Source organism: Frigoribacterium sp. 2355, from assembly GCF_054060695.1.
The window spans coordinates 50687-68638 of the sequence record NZ_JBSSDL010000001.1; the positions used below are offsets into that span (position 1 = coordinate 50687).

16 protein-coding genes are annotated in these 17952 nt (G+C 70.6%); all 16 read left to right on the top strand.

Annotation, left to right across the window (positions count from 1 at the left end; translation table 11 throughout):
* The first annotated feature begins 1 nt into the window (after nucleotide 1).
* A complete protein-coding gene (rsmH, locus tag ACVJ1F_RS00280; protein WP_456884075.1) occupies nucleotides 2–952 on the top strand; it encodes a 16S rRNA (cytosine(1402)-N(4))-methyltransferase RsmH in 951 nt (316 codons plus the stop codon).
* Nucleotides 949–1602: a hypothetical protein gene (locus ACVJ1F_RS00285; protein WP_456884076.1), complete on the top strand. Its 654-nt coding sequence runs from the start codon at nucleotides 949–951 to the stop codon at nucleotides 1600–1602. Before rsmH ends, ACVJ1F_RS00285 begins: the two co-directional genes overlap by 4 nt.
* Nucleotides 1603–1677: 75 nt before the next feature.
* The gene (locus ACVJ1F_RS00290) at nucleotides 1678–3444 is read left to right on the top strand and encodes a peptidoglycan D,D-transpeptidase FtsI family protein (protein WP_456884078.1); all 1767 of its coding nucleotides are present in this window, start codon (nucleotides 1678–1680) and stop codon (nucleotides 3442–3444) included.
* Between the two features lie 14 nt (nucleotides 3445–3458).
* Nucleotides 3459–5009: a Mur ligase family protein gene (locus tag ACVJ1F_RS00295; protein WP_056045031.1), complete on the top strand. Its 1551-nt coding sequence runs from the start codon at nucleotides 3459–3461 to the stop codon at nucleotides 5007–5009.
* Nucleotides 5006–6412 carry a UDP-N-acetylmuramoyl-tripeptide--D-alanyl-D-alanine ligase gene (locus ACVJ1F_RS00300; protein ID WP_456884526.1) on the top strand — a complete coding sequence of 469 codons (1407 nt, stop codon included), beginning with the start codon at nucleotides 5006–5008 and terminating at the stop codon, nucleotides 6410–6412. Before ACVJ1F_RS00295 ends, ACVJ1F_RS00300 begins: the two co-directional genes overlap by 4 nt.
* Entirely contained in the window at nucleotides 6409–7512 is a 1104-nt protein-coding gene (gene mraY, locus ACVJ1F_RS00305) for a phospho-N-acetylmuramoyl-pentapeptide-transferase (RefSeq protein WP_043594922.1), read from the top strand. The genes ACVJ1F_RS00300 and mraY overlap by 4 nt, the downstream gene beginning before the upstream one ends.
* Nucleotides 7509–9074: a UDP-N-acetylmuramoyl-L-alanine--D-glutamate ligase gene (gene murD, locus ACVJ1F_RS00310; RefSeq protein ID WP_456884081.1), complete on the top strand. Its 1566-nt coding sequence runs from the start codon at nucleotides 7509–7511 to the stop codon at nucleotides 9072–9074. The genes mraY and murD overlap by 4 nt, the downstream gene beginning before the upstream one ends.
* The gene (gene ftsW / locus ACVJ1F_RS00315; protein ID WP_456884528.1) at nucleotides 9031–10338 is read left to right on the top strand and encodes a putative lipid II flippase FtsW; all 1308 of its coding nucleotides are present in this window, start codon (nucleotides 9031–9033) and stop codon (nucleotides 10336–10338) included. Before murD ends, ftsW begins: the two co-directional genes overlap by 44 nt.
* Nucleotides 10335–11450, top strand: a complete 1116-nt coding sequence (locus ACVJ1F_RS00320; RefSeq protein WP_456884082.1) for a UDP-N-acetylglucosamine--N-acetylmuramyl-(pentapeptide) pyrophosphoryl-undecaprenol N-acetylglucosamine transferase — start codon at nucleotides 10335–10337, stop codon at nucleotides 11448–11450. Before ftsW ends, ACVJ1F_RS00320 begins: the two co-directional genes overlap by 4 nt.
* Entirely contained in the window at nucleotides 11447–12877 is a 1431-nt protein-coding gene (gene murC / locus ACVJ1F_RS00325; protein ID WP_056045036.1) for a UDP-N-acetylmuramate--L-alanine ligase, read from the top strand. Before ACVJ1F_RS00320 ends, murC begins: the two co-directional genes overlap by 4 nt.
* Before the next feature lie 367 nt (nucleotides 12878–13244).
* On the top strand, nucleotides 13245–14066 hold the full coding sequence (locus ACVJ1F_RS00330) for an FtsQ-type POTRA domain-containing protein (protein ID WP_236556990.1): 822 nt from the start codon (nucleotides 13245–13247) through the stop codon (nucleotides 14064–14066).
* A gap of 138 nt (nucleotides 14067–14204) precedes the next feature.
* Nucleotides 14205–15365: a cell division protein FtsZ gene (gene ftsZ, locus ACVJ1F_RS00335; protein WP_043594926.1), complete on the top strand. Its 1161-nt coding sequence runs from the start codon at nucleotides 14205–14207 to the stop codon at nucleotides 15363–15365.
* Between the two features lie 6 nt (nucleotides 15366–15371).
* Nucleotides 15372–16070, top strand: coding sequence for a YggS family pyridoxal phosphate-dependent enzyme (locus tag ACVJ1F_RS00340; protein ID WP_456884084.1), 699 nt, complete (start codon nucleotides 15372–15374; stop codon nucleotides 16068–16070).
* A 37-nt stretch (nucleotides 16071–16107) separates the two neighbouring features.
* Complete coding sequence (locus ACVJ1F_RS00345; RefSeq protein ID WP_123570020.1) at nucleotides 16108–16632, top strand: cell division protein SepF; 525 nt, start codon at nucleotides 16108–16110, stop codon at nucleotides 16630–16632.
* A gap of 93 nt (nucleotides 16633–16725) precedes the next feature.
* Nucleotides 16726–17028, top strand: a complete 303-nt coding sequence (locus ACVJ1F_RS00350; protein WP_056045042.1) for a YggT family protein — start codon at nucleotides 16726–16728, stop codon at nucleotides 17026–17028.
* A gap of 145 nt (nucleotides 17029–17173) precedes the next feature.
* Nucleotides 17174–17950, top strand: coding sequence for a DivIVA domain-containing protein (locus tag ACVJ1F_RS00355; protein ID WP_056045044.1), 777 nt, complete (start codon nucleotides 17174–17176; stop codon nucleotides 17948–17950).
* Nucleotides 17951–17952 lie beyond the last annotated feature (2 nt).

Below are 17952 nucleotides of genomic sequence, written 5' to 3' on the forward strand. Positions count from 1 at the left end.
CATGGCCGATCAGATCCACACCCCCGTCCTCCTCGAGCGGACCCTCGAACTCCTCGCCCCGGCCGTCTCGCGTCCCGGCGCCGTCGTCGTCGACTGCACCCTCGGCATGGGTGGCCACAGCGAAGCGATGCTGCAGGCCTTCCCTGAGCTCACCGTCGTCGGCCTCGACCGCGACACGGAGGCACTCGCCCTCGCCGGTGAGCGGCTCGCACCCTTCGGCGACCGGGCTCGCCTCGTGCACACGACGTACGACGGCATCGCCGACGCGCTCGACGACCTCGATCTCGACACCGTCGACGGGGCGCTCTTCGACCTCGGCGTGTCGTCCCTGCAGCTGGACCGGGTCGAGCGCGGTTTCTCGTACTCCAAGGACGCGCCCCTCGACATGCGCATGGACCCCACCTCGCCCGTCACGGCGGAGCGCGTCCTCGCCGAGTACCCCGAGAGCGAGCTCCGGCGCATCTTCTACCAGTACGGCGAAGAGAAGCTGGCTCCGCGCTACGCCCGGCGGATCGTCGAGCACCGGGCCGACTCCCCGCTCACCCGCAGCGGTGAGTTGGTCGACCTCCTGATCGCGGCGACGCCCATGGCCCTGCAGCGTGCCGGTCACCCCGCCAAGCGCGTCTTCCAGGCGCTCCGCATCGAGGTGAACGGCGAGCTGGCCTCGCTCGAGGCGGCCGTCCCGGTCGCCCTCGACCGTCTCGCCGTCGACGGGCGGATCGTCGTCCTCGCCTACCAGTCCCTCGAAGACCGTTTCGTCAAGCGGGAACTCGCCGCTCGGACGACCTCGACGGCGCCGCAGGGCCTCCCGGTGGAGTTGCCGGAGCACCGTCCCGACTTCCGCCTCCTCGTCCGAGGGGCCGAGCTGGCTTCCGACGCCGAACGCGACCTCAACCCCCGCGCCAAGCCCGTGAGACTACGCGCCGCCGAACGAATCCGGAGAAAAGCATGAGCAGCAACCTGGCCATCGCGACCCCGTCGAGCCGTCCGCAGCCGTCGTCGACCCCGACGGCGCGCCCGGTCGAGATCGTCACGAGTCGGTCGCAGCGACGGGCCCGTCCGAAGATCGCCTACGCGCTCATCGCGACGGCGGCGCTGTTCGTCCTCCTGCTGGCCCAGCTCGCCATCAGCATCGCCCTCAGCGACGGCGCCTACAAGATCTCCGACCTGCAGGCCGCGAAGACCGAGCTCGTCCGCGACCAGCAGAAGTTCAGCGAGCAGCGCGACGTGCTGTCCTCGCCGCAGAACCTCGCCGCCAACGCCGACGAACTCGGCATGGTGCGCAACTCGAACCCCGTCTACCTCGATCTGGCCACGGGCGCGGTCCACGGCTCGCCCGCCCCCGCGGCGGGGGCGGACGAGGCGACGTCCGGCAACCTGATCCCCAACACCCTGCTCAAGGGCGTCCCGCTGACGACCAAGACCCCCGCGACCGCCGCCGACGGCACGGCGACCACCGACTCCTCCGCCTCGTCGGTCGGTGCTCCGACCACGGCGGGCGCCGTGGCCGTTCCGACCGACGCAGGCGCGGCGGACGAGGGATCAGCCGGCGAGTCGGTAGCGTCGGGCGCGAACGAGCTGGCGGCTCCGCAGACCCGCTAGCGGCGTGCCCGTCACCGGTACATCGAACGACGACAGCGGGTCGGGCAGGCGCCCGGCCGCGGTGAGGAACCTCTCGTGAAAGCAGCTCCCCGAAGCCGCCGTCTCCGCGCGACGCTGGCGATGGCGCTGATCATCGCGCTCGTCGGCGTGTTCGTGGTGCGCCTGGCGGACATCCAGCTCGTGCAGGCGGCCGAGCTCAACGAGCAGTCGCAGAACAAGCGCGAGATCGTGCAGACGACCTACGGCGATCGTGGCGACATCACCGACGTCGACGGCACCGTGCTCGCCGGCAGCGTCACCCGGTACAACATCACGGCCGCTCCGGCCTTCGCCACGACGGCCAAGGTCAAGGGCGACGACGGCACGACCACCGAGCTGACGGTCGACCAGGTGGTCGAACGCGTCGCCGAGATCACCGGGGGTGACGCCGCGACCATGACGGAGGCGTTGACCACCGACCCCGAGGCGAACTTCGCGTACCTGGTCAAGGGCGTCGACGTCGACGCGTTCCGCGAGGTCCGCGAGATGGGCGTGTCGTGGGTGTACTTCCAGCGCCAGGCCGCGCGCACCTACCCCAACGGCGCGGTGGCGGGCAACCTCACGGGCTTCATCGGCACCGACGGGCCGCAGGCCGGACTCGAGCTCAGCCAGGACGCCTGCCTGGCGGGCACCGACGGCTCGGAGACCTACGAACGCGGAGCCGACGGCGTCCAGTTGCCCGGCAGCACCGTCACGACCAAGAAGGCGGTCGCCGGGGGCACGCTCCGTCTCACGGTCGACAGCGACCTCCAGTACATGACCCAGCAGGCGCTGGGCGAACAGGCCGAGGCCATCGGAGCCGAGTCGGCGACGGCCGTCGTCATGAAGGCGAGCGACGCCTCGCTGCTCGCGGTCGCCGACTACCCGGCCGTCGACCCCAACGACGTCAACGGCACCGCCGTCGACGACCTCGGCAGCAAGGCCTTCACCTACTCGTACGAGCCGGGTTCGACCTTCAAGGCGATGACCGCCGCCATGTTGCTCGACTCGGGCAAGGCCGATCCCGCGACGCGGGCGACGGTGCCGTACTCCCGCACGTTCCCCTGGGGCGGCGAGATCCACGACGCCACCTTCCACCCGACCGAGAACCTCACGCTGACGGGCATCCTGCGCGACTCGTCGAACGTCGGCATCTCCCTGCTCGGCCAGGCGCTCTCGGCCCAGCAACGTCACGACTACATGGTGAAGTTCGGTCTGAACGACCCGACCGGCGTGGCCTTCCTCGGTGAACCCACGACGGGCATCCGGCCGGCATCCCAGTGGGACCAGCAGACGAGCATCAACACGATGTTCGGACAGGGCGTCTCGACGACCGCCATCCACATCGCGAGCATCTACCAGACGCTGGCCAACCACGGCACCCGGTTGCCGGTCAACCTCGTCGCCGGGTGCACCGCCCCCGACGGCACCGTCACCGACGCGCCCTCCGCCGAGGGCACGAGCGTCGTCTCGCCGTGGGCCGCCGACACGACCGTCAACATGCTCGAGAAGGTCGTCAGCGACGGCGACCTCAAGGACGTCCTGTCGATCCCCGGCTACCGCGTGGCGGCCAAGACCGGTACCGCCGAGGTCGCGCGCTCCGACGGAACCGGCTACGGTTCTGACCGCATCGTCTCGGTGGCGGGCATCGCTCCGGCCGAGAACCCGCAGTACGTCGTCGTCGTGACCTTCACCAAGCCCAGTACCATCAAGACGTCGGCCGCTGCGGCGCCGACCTTCAACAAGATCATGTCCCAGGTCCTCGAGATGTATCGGGTCCCTCCGTCGACGGAGCCGGCACCCAGCCTGCCCGAGACCTGGTGAGAGAAGAGGATTCTTTGAGCGCCCGGATCCCCCCGGTCCTTCGACCGGAACATCCGTCGGCGAGGTCACTCGCCCAACTGGTCAGCGAGTTCGGACTCGAGCACGAGGGTTCCCTCGACGGCATCGAGATCACCGGCATCACGCTGAGCACGGCGGACCTCCACCCCGGCGACCTGTACGTGGGCGTGCCCGGTGCGCACCGGCACGGAGCCGAGTTCGCCGACCAGGCACGTGACGGTGGCGCGGTCGCACTGCTGACCGACGCCGCGGGGGCCGAGCTGGCCCGGTCCAGCGGTCTCCCCGTCGTCCTCGTCGATTCGCCCCGGGCGGCCCTCGGCGAGCTCTCGGCATGGATCTACCGCACGGACAGCGACGACGCACCCCTCCTCCTCGCGGTCACCGGCACCAACGGCAAGACCAGCACCTCGTACCTGCTCGAAGGCGTCCTGCGACAGCTGGGCCTCGTCACCGGCCTCAGCAGCACGGCCGAGCGCCACATCGGCGACCTCACCGTCGTCAGCCGCCTCACCACCCCCGAGGCCAGCGAGATGCACGCCCTGCTGGCCCGCATGCGTGAGAGCGAGGTGCGCGCGGTGGCCGTCGAGGTCAGTGCCCAGGCACTCAGCCGCAACCGCGTCGACGGCCTCGTCTTCGACGTCGCCGCCTTCACGAACCTGAGCCACGACCACCTCGACGACTACGCCGACATGGAGGAGTACTTCCAGGCCAAGTTGCCGCTCTTCCAGCCCGACCGTGCCCGTCGTGCCGTGGTCTCGCTCGACTCGCCCTACGGACAACGCGTGGTGGACAACGCCCGCATCCCCCTGACGACGATCACCATCCTCCCCGACGTCGAGGCCGACTGGACGGTCCAGATCCTCGACGAGCAGGCCGCCTACACCGAGTTCCGTCTGTCGGGCCCCGAGCAGCGTTCGCTCGTGACGCGCGTCCCGCTGATCGGGTGGCACATGGTCGCGAACGCGGCCCTGGCGATCGTCATGCTGGTCGAGGCGGGCTTCGAGCTCGAGGCCATCGGCCAGGCGCTCGACGCCGACGGCGGCATCGTCGCGTACCTGCCCGGGCGCACCGAGCGGGTGTCCGGCGACACCGGCCCGAGCGTCTACGTCGACTTCGGCCACAGCCCCGACGCGTTCCTGACCACCCTGGCCGCGGTGCGCACCTTTACACCCGGCAAGGTCATCATGCTGTTCGGTGCGGACGGCGACCGCGACACGACGAAACGCGGCGAGATGGCCCGGGTGGCCGCGGCCGGTTCCGACATCCTCGTCGTGACCGACCACCACCCCCGTTTCGAAGACCCGGCGTCCATCCGCAAGACGCTCGTCGACGCCGCCCGCGAGGCGTACCCCGAGCACGAGATCCACGAGGTGAGCCCGCCCGAGGCGGCCATCCGGGCGGCCGTGGCCCTGGCCCGAGAAGGCGACTCGATCCTCTGGGCCGGCCCCGGCCACCAGGACTACCGCGACATCCGTGGTGAGCGCACCCCGTACTCCGCTCGCGACGAGGCCCGTGCCGCCCTGCGCGAGGCCGGGTGGTCCGAGTGATCGCGCTCACGCCTCACCAGATCGCCGACATCACCGGCGGGCGCCTGGTCCACCCCGAGGAGGCGCGGGTCGCGACCCCGGTCGACGGCACGGTCGAGACCGACTCGCGTCTGGTCACCCCGGGGTCGATCTTCTTCGCCCTGCGCGGTGAGGTCACCGACGGGCACCTCTTCGTCGATGCCGCCACGTCGAACGGCGCCGCCCTCGTGGTCGCCGAGCGCGAACTCGAGACGACCGCACCGCTCGTCGTCGTCGACGACGGGGTCGTCGCGCTGTCCCGACTCGCCGCCGCCGTCGTCGACCACGTCCGGCGCCTCGGACGCCTGAAGGTCGTCGGCGTCACGGGTTCCAACGGCAAGACGAGCACCAAGAACATGCTCCGCGCGGTACTGGGCGACGTCGCGCCGACCGTCGCCCCCCAGGGGTCGTTCAACAACCACGTCGGTGCCCCGATCTCGATGCTGCGCATCGACGAGACCACCGAGTACCTCGTCGTCGAGATGGGTGCGAGCGGCCCGGGCGAGATCGCCCGGCTCGTCGACATCGCCCGTCCCGACACCGGGGTCGTGCTCAAGGTCGGCCTCGCCCACGCGGGCGGCTTCGGCGGCATCGAGGGCACCCGTGCGGCGAAGGCCGAGATGGTGACCGACCTGCCCGCCACGGGGACGGCCGTCCTCAACGCCGACGACGACCGCGTCGCCGGCATGGCGGCCGTGACGGCCGCACGGGTCGTCACCTTCGGTCAGGGTGCCTCGGCCGACTACCGGGCGTCCGACATCGACGTCTCGGCGTCGGGCACCTCCTTCACCTTCGAGCACGGCGACGCGAGCCGCCGGGTGTCGCTGCGCATCCTGGGCGAGCACCACGTGATGAACGCCTTGGCGGCCCTCAGCGTCGTCGGCGAATGGGGCGTCGACCTCGATCGGGCCGTGACGGTCCTCGAGGGCGTGACACGGGCCGAGCGCTGGCGCATGGAGGTCCTGGACGCGCCCGGCGGCGTGACGGTCGTGAACGACGCCTACAACGCGAGTCCCGACTCGGTCGCCGCGGCGTTGAAGACCCTCGCCCAGATCACCGGCCCCGAGCACCGCTCGGTGGCCGTGCTCGGCGAGATGGCCGAGCTCGGCGAGTACGCGCGTGACGAGCACGACCGCGTCGGCCGCCTGGTCGTCCGGCTCAACGTCGGCCAGCTCGTGGTCGTCGGCCACGAAGCACGACACATCCACATGGCGGCGGGCCTCGAAGGCTCGTGGGACGGAGAAAGCGTGCTGGTCGACACGATCGACGAGGCGTACGACTTCTTGCAGGGCACCCTGCGAGCCGGGGACGTCGTCCTCGTGAAGTCGTCCAAATCGGCCGGCCTGCGCCTCCTGGGTGACCGCCTGGCCGGGGTGACCGCATGATCGCGCTGCTGATCGGCGGCGGGTTCTCCCTCGCCTTCACGCTGCTGATGACGCCGGCCTTCATCAAGCTCTTCCACCGTCTGGGCTGGGGTCAGTTCATCCGCGACGACGGCCCGCAGTCGCACCACACCAAGCGCGGCACGGCGACCATGGGCGGCATCGTCCTGATCATCGGCACCGTGCTCGGCTACTTCATCGGTCACCTGGTCGGCGGGGACGAGCTCACCCTCAGCGGCATGCTCGTGCTGTTCATGATGGTCGGCCTCGGCGTGGTCGGGTTCCTCGACGACTTCCTCAAGGTGCGCAACCAGCGCAGCCTCGGGCTCGGCGGGTGGGCGAAGATCGCCGGGCAGGTCGTCGTGGGGGCGGTGTTCGCCGTCCTGGCACTCTCGTTCACGAACGATCGCGGGCTCGCCCCCGCGTCGACGATGATCTCGGGCCTGCGCGACATCCCCTGGCTCGACTTCATGTTCTTCGGCACCATCGTCGGGGGCGGGCTGTTCCTGATCTGGGTCGTCCTGATCACCGTCAGCACCTCCAACGGCGTGAACGTCGCGGACGGCCTGGACGGTCTCGCCACGGGCGCTTCCATCCTCGCGATCGCGTCGTACATCTTCATCGGCTTCTGGCAGAACAACCAGCTCTGCACGAGCGTGCGCCTCGACGAGGCCACGCGGGCGGCCTGCTACCAGGTGGCCGACCCGCTCGACCTGGCCGTGGTCGCCGCCTGCATCTGCGGAGGCCTCATCGGGTTCCTCTGGTGGAACACCTCGCCTGCACAGATCTTCCTGGGCGACACCGGTTCGTTGGGCCTCGGCGGGGCTCTGGCCGCCCTGGCCATCCTGAGCCGCACCGAACTCCTGCTCGTGCTGATCGGTGGTCTCTTCATCGTGGTCACCGGCTCGGTGATCCTGCAACGGGCGTACTTCAAGATCACGAAGGGCAAGCGGATCTTCCTGATGAGCCCCCTGCACCACCACTTCGAGCTCAAGGGCTGGGCCGAGGTGACCGTCGTGGTCCGGTTCTGGATCATCGCCGGGCTCTTCGTCGCCGCCGGCGTCGGCACCTTCTACCTCGAATGGATCCTCCGCACCTCATGAGCGACGGCAGCACCGCCCCCCTCGCCGAGCGGCTCGCCGGGCTCGACAGCTGGCACGCCGACTGGTCGGGCCTGCGCGTGGTCGTCCTCGGGCTCGGCGCGACCGGTTTCTCGGTGGCCGACACCCTGGCCGAACTGGGCGCCGACGTCCTCGTCGTGGCCCCCGCGGTCGACGCCGACAAGGCCGAGCTTCTGCAGCTGATCGGGGCCCGTCTCGACGAGGTCGAGTCCACCGACACACCGTCGGCCACGCTCACGGCCTTCGACGCGCACCTCGTCGTGGCCAGCCCGGGCTTCGCCCCGCACCACCCCCTGGTCCGCTGGGCCGTCGACTCGGGGAGGGCCGTGTGGGGTGACGTCGAGCTGGCCTGGCGCGTACGCGACAAGGTCGAGCGCGTGGCCGAGTGGGTGCTCGTCACCGGGACGAACGGCAAGACCACGACGACGCAGCTGGCGTCGGCGATGGCCGGCGCCGACGGTCGCCGCGTGGCGGCCTGCGGCAACATCGGCGTCCCCGTCCTCGACGCGGTGCGCGACCCCGACGGCTTCGACCTGTTCGTCGTCGAGCTCTCGAGCCACCAACTGCACTACCTGCCGACCGGGGGAGCCGGTGCCCTCAGGCCCCAGGCCTCCGTGTGTCTCAACCTCGAGGCGGACCACCTCGAGTGGCACGGCGGGGCGGACGCCTACCGTGCCGCGAAGGCCAAGGTGTACGAGAACACGGTCGTGGCCTGCGTCTACAACAAGGCGGACGAGGCGACCCTGCGCATGGTCGAGGAAGCCGACGTCGAGGAGGGCTGCCGCGCCGTGGGCTTCGGCCTCGACGCCCCGGGGCCCAGCGAGGTCGGCATCGTGACCGGCGACGGGGTCTCCGTCCTGGCCGACCGCGCCTTCCTCGCCGAGCGCCACACGCGAGCGCTCGAACTGACCACCCGGGAGGCCCTCGAGGGCGTCGGCCTCGGCGCCGACCACCTCGTCGAGGACGTGCTCGCGGCCGCCGCGCTCGTGCGTGCGGTGGGCGTCGCTCCCGTCTCGATCCGCGACGCCCTCGCCGGTTTCGCGGTGGACCACCACCGCACCGAGGTCGTGGCCGAGTCCGGCGGCGTGACCTGGATCGACGACTCCAAGGCGACGAACCCGCATGCCGCGCGCGCCTCCCTGACGTCCTTCCCGTCGGTCGTCTGGATCGTCGGAGGCCTGTTCAAGGGCGTCGACGTCGAGCCGCTCGTCCTCGAGTCCACGGACGCCGTCCGGGCGGCCGTGTTCGTCGGCGTCGACCGTGAGCCGCTCCGCCGGGCCTTCTCCCGACACGCGCCCGGCATCCCCGTCTTCGAGGTCGACGCCACCGACACTGGGCAGGTGATGCCGACGGCCGTGCGCCTCGCCGCGAGCGTGGCCCGTCCCGGGGACACCGTGCTCCTCGCCCCGGCGGCGGCGTCCATGGACCAGTTCACCGACTACACGGCCCGAGGGCGATCCTTCGCCCGGGCCGTACACGAACACTTGAGGGGTGACGTCGATGGCCAACCCGCCGTCCAGCCTCCCGCGCCGTCGGCCGACTGAGTCGAGCCGCACGCGCCGCGGGCCCGTCCGACCGACCGACGACGCCTCGAGCGGCCTGGGGTCCTCGAAGCGCACCGCCGGCGCCGTCGTCCGCGTCAAGAAGCTCTTCGCCGCCGAGACGGGCTCGTACTTCGTCATCCTCGGGACGACGTTGTTCATGGTCGTGCTCGGGCTGGTCATGGTGCTCTCGTCGTCCTCGGTCGAGCAGTACATCTCGTCACGACACACGTCGTTCTTCGGTGCGTTCATCCGACAGGGCACGTACGCGGCCGTGGGCATCCCGCTCATGCTCATCGTGTCCCGGCTGCCGGTGTCGTTCCTCAAGCGCTGGGCGTGGCACGTCCTGGGGGCGACCATCGTCCTGCAACTGCTCGTCTTCTCGCCCCTCGGCTACGAGATCGGCGGCAACCGCAACTGGATCGACCTCGGCTCGTTCACGGCGCAGCCCTCCGAGGCCGTCAAGCTCGCGTTGGCGATCTGGCTCGGCATGATCCTCTCGGTCAAGCGCGACCTGCTCGACGACTGGAAGCACCTGGCGATCCCACTCGTGCCCGTGGCGGGAGTCGCGATCGGCCTCGTCGTGCTCGGTGGCGACCTCGGGACGACCATGATCATGCTCCTGCTCGTCTTCGCGGCCGTCTGGTTCGCCGGCGTCCGGCTGCGCTACCTGCTGGCGCCCCTCGCGTTCCTCGCGGTCGTCGTGCCCCTGATCGCCCAGGGGTCGAGTTCGCGCAACTCGCGCATCGCCGCGTGGCTGTCGGGCTGCTCGGACTCGAGCCAGTACCAGGCCGAGTGCTGGCAGACCCTTCACGGAACGTGGGCGCTGGCCTCGGGGGGACTCTTCGGCGTCGGTCTCGGCAACTCGAAGTCGAAGTGGTCCTGGCTGCCCGAGGCCGACAACGACTTCATCTTCGCCATCATCGGCGAGGAGCTCGGCTTAATCGGAGCGATGGTCGTGTTGGCCCTCTTCATCGTCCTCGCCGTCGGTTTCGTCAAGATCATCCGCCGGACGAACGACCCCTTCGTCCGTGTGACGACCGGGGCCATCACGGCGTGGATCATCGGTCAGGCGCTCGTCAACATCGCGGTCGTCCTGGGGCTGCTGCCCGTCTTGGGCGTCCCTTTGCCGCTCATCTCGGCCGGTGGATCGGCGTTGATCGTCACGCTCGTGGCCATCGGCGTCGTGCTCTCGTTCGCCCGGGTGCCCGAAGAGCCCGCGACGCCGCAGGGGCTCCCGCGACAGCGGGTAGGGTCTCTGCGGTGACGACGTATCTCCTCGCCGGCGGTGGCACCGCCGGGCACGTGAACCCCCTCCTCGCCGTGGCCGATCGGCTCCGCCGGCGCGAGCCCGACGCGACCGTGCTCGTGCTCGGCACCGCCGAGGGGCTCGAGGCACGGCTCGTCCCGCAACGCGGGTACGAACTGCTCACCGTGCCGCGGCTGCCCTTCCCCCGCAAGCCCTCCGCGGCGGCGCTGCGATTCCCCGGCCGACTCGCCGGCGCGATCGACGGCATCCGGTCCTTGCTCGCACAGCACGACGTCGACGTCGTCGTCGGATTCGGCGGCTACGCAGCCGCCCCGGCCTACGTCGCGGCCTGGCGGTCGAAGGTGCCCGTGGTCGTCCACGAGGCCAACGCGAAACCCGGCATGGCGAACGTCCTCGGCTCGTTCCTCTCGTCCCACGTCGGCGTCGTCTTCCGCTCCACCCGACTCCGGGGCGGGCGGCAGGTCGGCATGCCGTTGCGCGACGAGATCGAGTCCCTCGACCGACGGGCCCGCCGCGACGAGGCGGTCGCGGCCTTCGGCCTCGACCCGGCACGGCCGACCCTGCTCGTCACGGGTGGCTCGACCGGTGCGCGGCGGCTGAACGAGACCATGTCGAGGGCAGCCGTCTGCGTGCTCGGCGCCGGCTGGCAGATCCTGCACATCACGGGTGAGAAGTCCGATCTCACCTCGACCGACCTCGACGGCCACCACCTCCTGCGGTACTGCGACCGCATGGACCTCGCGCTCTCGGCGGCGGACTTCGTCGTCTCCCGGGCCGGCTCGGCCACGGTGAGCGAGCTCACCGCGCTCGGGTTGCCCTCGGTGCTCGTCCCGTACCCGGTGGGCAACGGCGAGCAGCGACACAACGCCACCGACGTCGTCGGTGCCGGGGGAGCACTGCTCGTCGCCGACGCCGACTTCACGCCCGCCTGGGTCGAGCGCACGCTCGTCCCCCTGCTGCTCGACCGGGCCGTCGTGGCGGACATGGCCGTCCGCGCCGCCTCGGTCGGGGTGCGCGACGGCACCGACCGCACGGTCGACCTCGTCCTCGACGCCGTGGGCCGCGCCTCCTCGTCCTCCCCGAACCCCGACCTCAGCGAGACATCATGATCAAACCCGACCTCGACCAGCCGATCCCCGCCGAACTCGGTGCCGTCCACTTCGTCGGCATCGGCGGCTCGGGGATGAGCGGCATCGCCCGGGTCTTCCTCGCCGCCGGCCACCGTGTCACCGGGTCGGACGCCCGCGACAGCGCGGCCGTCGAGTCGCTCCGGGCGGCAGGCGCCGAGATCGCGATCGGCCACGACGCGGCCAACGTCGGCGACGCCGACACGCTCGTGGTGACCGGCGCCCTCTGGCAGGACAACCCCGAGTACCAGCTCGCGCTGTCGAAGGGACTGCCCGTCCTGCACCGATCGCAGGCGCTCGCCTGGCTCGTCGGGCAGCAGCGGCTCGTCTCGGTCGCCGGGGCGCACGGGAAGACCACGTCCACCGGCATGATCGTCACCGCCCTGCTCGCCGCGGGGCACGACCCGAGCTTCGTGAACGGCGGGGTCATCCAGTCGTTGGGCGTCAGCGCCCGTGGCGGTGACGACGATCTGTTCGTCGTCGAGGCCGACGAATCCGACGGCTCGTTCCTGCTCTACGACACCTCGGTCGCCCTGATCACGAACGTCGACGCCGACCACCTCGACCACTACGGCTCGCACGAGGCGTTCGACGACGCCTTCGTCCGGTTCGCGTCGGCGGCGCGGGAGTTCGTCGTCGTCTCGAGCGACGACGACGGTGCCGTCCGTGTCACCGAACGCCTCGACCACCCGCGCGTCGTGACCTTCGGCGAGGCCGCCGACGCCGACGTCCGTCTGAGCGACGTCGCCACGACCGGTCCGGTCTCGTTCACCCTGCACGCCGAGGGTCGTTCGTGGCCCGTGCAGTTGCGCGTGCCCGGGCGGCACAACGCCGTCAACGCCGCCGGTGCCTTCGCGGTCCTCGTCGGCCTGGGCGTCGACGCGGAGGCCGCCATCGCGGGTCTCGAGACCTTCGGCGGCACCGAGCGGCGGTTCGAACTGCACGGCGTCGTGCGGGGCGTCAGCGTGTACGACGACTACGCCCATCACCCCACCGAGGTCGCCGCCGCGCTGCAGGCGGCGCGTTCCGTGGTCGGCGACGGGCGCCTCATCGCCGTGCACCAACCCCACCTCTACAGCCGCACGCGGATGATGGCCGGCGAGTTCGCCGAGACCTACGAGCGACTCGCGGACCACACCATCGTGCTCGACGTGTACGGCGCGCGTGAGGACCCCGAGCCCGGCGTCACCGGCGCGCTGGTGTCCGAACGCTTCGCCGACCCCGACCGCGTCGACTTCGTGTCCGACTGGCAGGCCGCGGCGGACCGGACGGCCGAGGTCGCTCGAGAGGGCGACTTCGTCATCACGCTCGGCTGTGGCGACGTCTACCGCATCGTGCCGCAACTGCTCGGCTCACTCGACGCGGCCCACGAACCCGTCGTCGCCGTCGCGGAGGACTCCGCGGAGTGACTCGTCACGACAGGTCCGTGGTGTCGGGGGCCCTCCGATGAAGCGGCCCGACGGATTCGACGAACCAGAACCCACCCCGACTCCTCCGGCGGCGCCCAACCGACGCCGTCGGGGACGGGACCCGGAGGCCACCGGGCCCGTCCCCGTCGTCGGTGCCTCGCGGCCTCCCCGAGGTGCTGCCGGTGACTCGCGGGCGGCCGACGCCGACGCATCCGATCCGTCGTCCCCGTCGTCGCTCAAGGGCCGCCTCGGGTCGATCACCGGAGCCCCCACGGCCTGGCGTGACCGCCTGACGAAGCCCTCGACCTCCGACGCGAGCGAGCACCCCGGGCGGGTCGCACCTCGGGGCTCCGAGCCTCCGCGCATCGTGGCACCCGACGGCACGGCCGCCGAGGCCAAGGCACGGGCTGTTGCGGCACGCCGGCAGGCGCGTCGGGCATCGAGCGAACGGAGGCGCGTCGAGCGCGTCGAGGTCCGTCGCTTCACGCGTCGCAGCCGACACCGTCGGGCGACCCTGGTGTCGCTCGGGGCCGTCGTGCTCCTCCTCGTCGCGTCCGTCGCGGTCGCCGTGTTCACGCCGCTCCTGTCGTTGCAGACCATCCGTGTCGAGGGGACGGACCGCGTCGACGCCGCGGCCGTGCAGACCGCCCTCGACGGGCAGCTCGGCACGCCCCTCGCCCTCATCGACTTCGACGAGGTCACCCGCGAGCTCGGGGCGTTCCCCCTGATCGCCAGCTACGTGACCGAGACCGCTCCGCCCCACACGCTCGTCGTGCGCATCCAGGAGCGGCAGCCCGTCGCCACGGTCGCCGCGGGGGAGGGGTTCGACCTCGTCGACCCCGCCGGCGTCGTCGTCCAGACGCTCGACGCCCGGCAAGAGGGAGTACCCCTGGTCGACGTCGGGGGAGCAGCCCTCGACGGCCCCGCGTACCGTTCGGTGGCCGAGGTGCTGCTGGCCTTGCCGGTCACGTTGCGTTCGACCGTCGACACCGTGACGGCGTCGACGGCCGACGACGTGACCCTGCAACTCACCTCGGGTGAGCGGGTCGTGTGGGGCAGCGCCGACGAGTCGGCGAAGAAGGCCCAGGTGCTCACCGGACTCATCGCCGACCAGGCCCGGCGCGACCCGGGCGCGAGCGTCGAGTACGACGTGTCCGCGCCCGACAACGGGATCATCAGGACGAGATGAGAGGGTGTGTTCGCGACACGCTGGCCACCCTGGCGACAGCGCCTGCGGCGCACCCATACCTTGTGACTGCAGAACTTGCATACCATGTACAACTTTAACCTTCAACTGCAAAGTTAAGGTTCAAGCGGAGGCCCGGACGTGACAACGAACCATAACTACCTAGCCGTGATCAAGGTCGTCGGTGTCGGCGGCGGTGGCGTCAACGCCGTCAACCGCATGATCGAACTCGGGCTCCGCGGGGTGGAGTTCATCGCCATCAACACGGACGCCCAGGCGCTGCTGTTGAGCGATGCCGACGTCAAGCTCGACGTCGGTCGCGAACTCACCCGGGGCCTCGGCGCCGGTGCCGACCCCGAGGTCGGGCGCCGCGCGGCGGAGGACCACGCCGAAGAGATCGAGGAAGCCCTCGCGGGTGCCGACATGGTCTTCGTCACGGCCGGCGAGGGCGGTGGCACCGGCACGGGCGGGGCCCCGGTCGTCGCCCGCATCGCGAAGTCGATCGGCGCACTGACCATCGGTGTCGTCACCAAGCCCTTCGGCTTCGAGGGCAAACGCCGTCAGGCCCAGGCCGAAGCCGGCGTGGCCGCCCTGAAGGACGAGGTCGACACCCTCATCGTCGTCCCCAACGACCGCCTGCTCGAGATCAGCGAACGCGGCATCAGCATGGTGGAGGCCTTCGGCACGGCCGACCAGGTGCTCCTCGCCGGTGTCCAGGGCATCACCGACCTGATCACCACGCCCGGTCTCATCAACCTCGACTTCGCCGACGTCAAGTCGGTCATGCAGGGTGCCGGCTCGGCCCTCATGGGCATCGGATCGTCGCGGGGCGCGGACCGCGCCATCAAGGCGGCCGAGCTGGCCGTGGCGTCTCCGCTCCTCGAGGCGAGCATCGACGGCGCACACGGGGTTTTGTTGTCCATCCAGGGCGGTTCCAACCTGGGCATCTTCGAGATCAACGACGCGGCGCGCCTGGTGCAAGAGGCCGTCCACGCCGAGGCCAACATCATCTTCGGTGCCGTGATCGACGACACCCTCGGTGACGAGGTCCGCGTGACGGTCATCGCGGCGGGGTTCGACGGTGGTGAGCCCTCGACGAAGGTGAAGGATCGCCGGTCGAGCTTCGTCGACTCCGACGGCCCCACGGCGACCTCGGTCGCCGGTGTCTCGGCCATCGCCGACAGCGGTGCGACGCACGAGCCCGCGGCGTGGAAGCGGCCCGAAGAGCCCGCGACCCAGGCCGTCGACCCGGCCTTCGACGACGGTGACGACGACCTCGACGTCCCGGACTTCCTCAAGTAACGACGAGTGACCGATCCGACGAGTGTCGACGGCGACCTGGGCGAGCGTCTCGCCCGGGTCGCCGCGGCCGTCGATGACGCCTGCACCGCTGTGGGACGCTCTCCGGGCGAGCTCACGACGATCGTCGTCACGAAATTCCATCCGCCCGGCCTCATCAGGGCGTTGTACGCCCTCGGGGTCCGCGACGTCGGCGAGAACCGTCACCAAGAGGCGCAGACCAAGGCCGTCGAATTGGACGACCTCGACGGACTCCGGTGGCACTTCGTGGGCCAGTTGCAGTCGAAGAAGGCGCGCCAGGCCCGGCGCTACGCGGACGCCGTCCACTCGCTCGACCGTGACTCGGTCGTCGACGCGCTCTCGGACGACTCCGGGTCCCTCGTCGACGGATTCGTCCAGGTCAACCTGACCGACGACCCCGGCCGCGGGGGAGTGGCCGAGCACGAGGTCGAGCGGCTCGCCGAGCGGGTGCTCTCGACCCCGGGGCTGCGACTGCGCGGCGTCATGGCCGTGGCCCCCCTGGGTGAGGAGGCGCGTCCGGCCTTCGCGCGCCTCCGTGCGGTCTCCGAGAGGGTGCGGTCCCTCGAGACCACGGCCGTCGCCATCTCGGCCGGCATGTCTCCCGACTTCGTCGAGGCCGTCGCCGAGGGCGCGACACACCTACGGATCGGCACGGCAATCACGGGTTCTCGCCCCGATGCTCGTTAATGTCGGTCCTGACGATCCACTGACTCGGAGGAACACCATGGCCAACCCGCTGCGCAAGACGATGGTCTATCTGGGCCTCGCCGACGAAGAGCTCGAGTACGACGAGCAGCCTCACGAACGAGCGCAGCCCCAGCAGTCGCCGCGACCGCAGGCGGCCGCACAGGCTCCGGCTCCCGTCGCCCCGGTCCACTCGGCTCCCGCCGCCCCCGCGCCCACCCGCGCCCCCGTGACGCCGCTGCGTCGCTCCTCGACCCCGAAGAACACGGTGCCCCACGACATGAACGAGATCCTGACGGTCCACCCCCGCGAGTACAAGGACGCCCAGGCGATCGCCGAGAGCTTCCGTGACGGCATCCCGGTGATCATCAACCTGTCGCAGATGACCGAGGCGGACGCCCGTCGTCTGGTCGACTTCGCCAGCGGTCTCTCGCAGGGGTTGTACGGCAAGATCGAGCGCGTGACCAACAAGGTCTTCCTGTTGTCGCCGGCGCACATCGCGGTGAGCGGTGATCAGGCTGAGGTAGAATCCGACATCGAAGCGTCGTTCTTCGCCCAGTCGTGACGAGTCCGTCGTCGCGGCTCCTCTGCGTCGACGTGACGACCTGCCCGTCCGCGAGTCTCCTCGCGCCGACTCGTGTGAGCTGATGACCCCCCGATGATCACTTACCTGATCGCCACGATCGCGTACTACGCGTTGCTGATCTTCTTCCTGCTCATGTGGGCCCGCTTCGTGCTCGACCTCGCGCAGTCGTTCAGCCGCGGGTGGCGCCCCAAGGGGCCGGTGCTCGTCATCGCCGAAGTGGCCTACACGGTGACCGACCCGCCCATCCGCCGCGTGCGGAAGATCCTGCCCCCCGTGCGCCTCGGATCGGTCGCGCTCGACTTCGGCTGGAGCATCATCATGCTGGCCGTCATCATCCTGATGAGCGTCGCCTCCGGGCTCCGCACCTTCGGCTGACCACGTCGTCCGTGGACGACAGGGTAGGCTCACTGCAGCGCCCGAACGGCACGATCCCGGCCCGACCGGGCCCCGCTCCTCTACGGTGTAGAAGAACGACCCAGACCACGATCACACGATCCAACAGATGCACGAGGTGACGGCAATGGCTTTGACGCCGGAAGACGTAGTCAACAAGCGGTTCCAGCCGACGAAGTTCCGCGAGGGATACGACCAAGACGAGGTCGACGACTTCCTCGACGAGGTCGTCGCCGAGCTGCGACGTCTCAACCAGGAGAACGACGAGCTGCGTCAGCGCCTCTCGTCCGGCGACTCCGCCCCCGTGGCGCAGGCCGCTCCCGTCTCGGCTCCGGTGGCCAGCGCGCCGGCTCCTGCGTCGGCACCGGCTCCCGCGTCGGCGCCCGAGGCCGTCGAGCCCGAGCCGGTCGTCGAGTCCGAGCCCGTCGTCGCGGCCCCCGCCGCCGTCGCGTCCGCTCCGGCCTACTCCGCCCCCGCGGTGTCCGAGGCCGACGAGACCAGCAGCACCAACAGCCTGCTGCAGCTCGCTCGCCGTCTGCACGAAGAACACGTCCGCGAGGGCGTCGAGAAGCGCGACCAGCTCATCGCCGAAGGCCACGCGACCGCGGCTCGTCTGGTGTCCGAGGGCGAGGCCCGCCAGCGTGAGGTCGTCGCCGAGGCCGAGACGAAGTCCCGCGACATCATCGGTGCCGCCGAGACCCAGCAGCGCGAGATCCTCGACCGCCTCAACACCGAGCGTTCGAGCGTCGAGCGTCGCATCGACGACCTGCGCTCGTTCGAGCGTGACTACCGCTCCAAGCTCAAGAGCTACATCGAGGGTCAGCTGCACGAGCTCGACGGCGAGGGCACCGGCGAGGCCGGTCGGCCCACTCCGGCCAGCGCCCAGGGCTTCGGCTCGAACTAAGG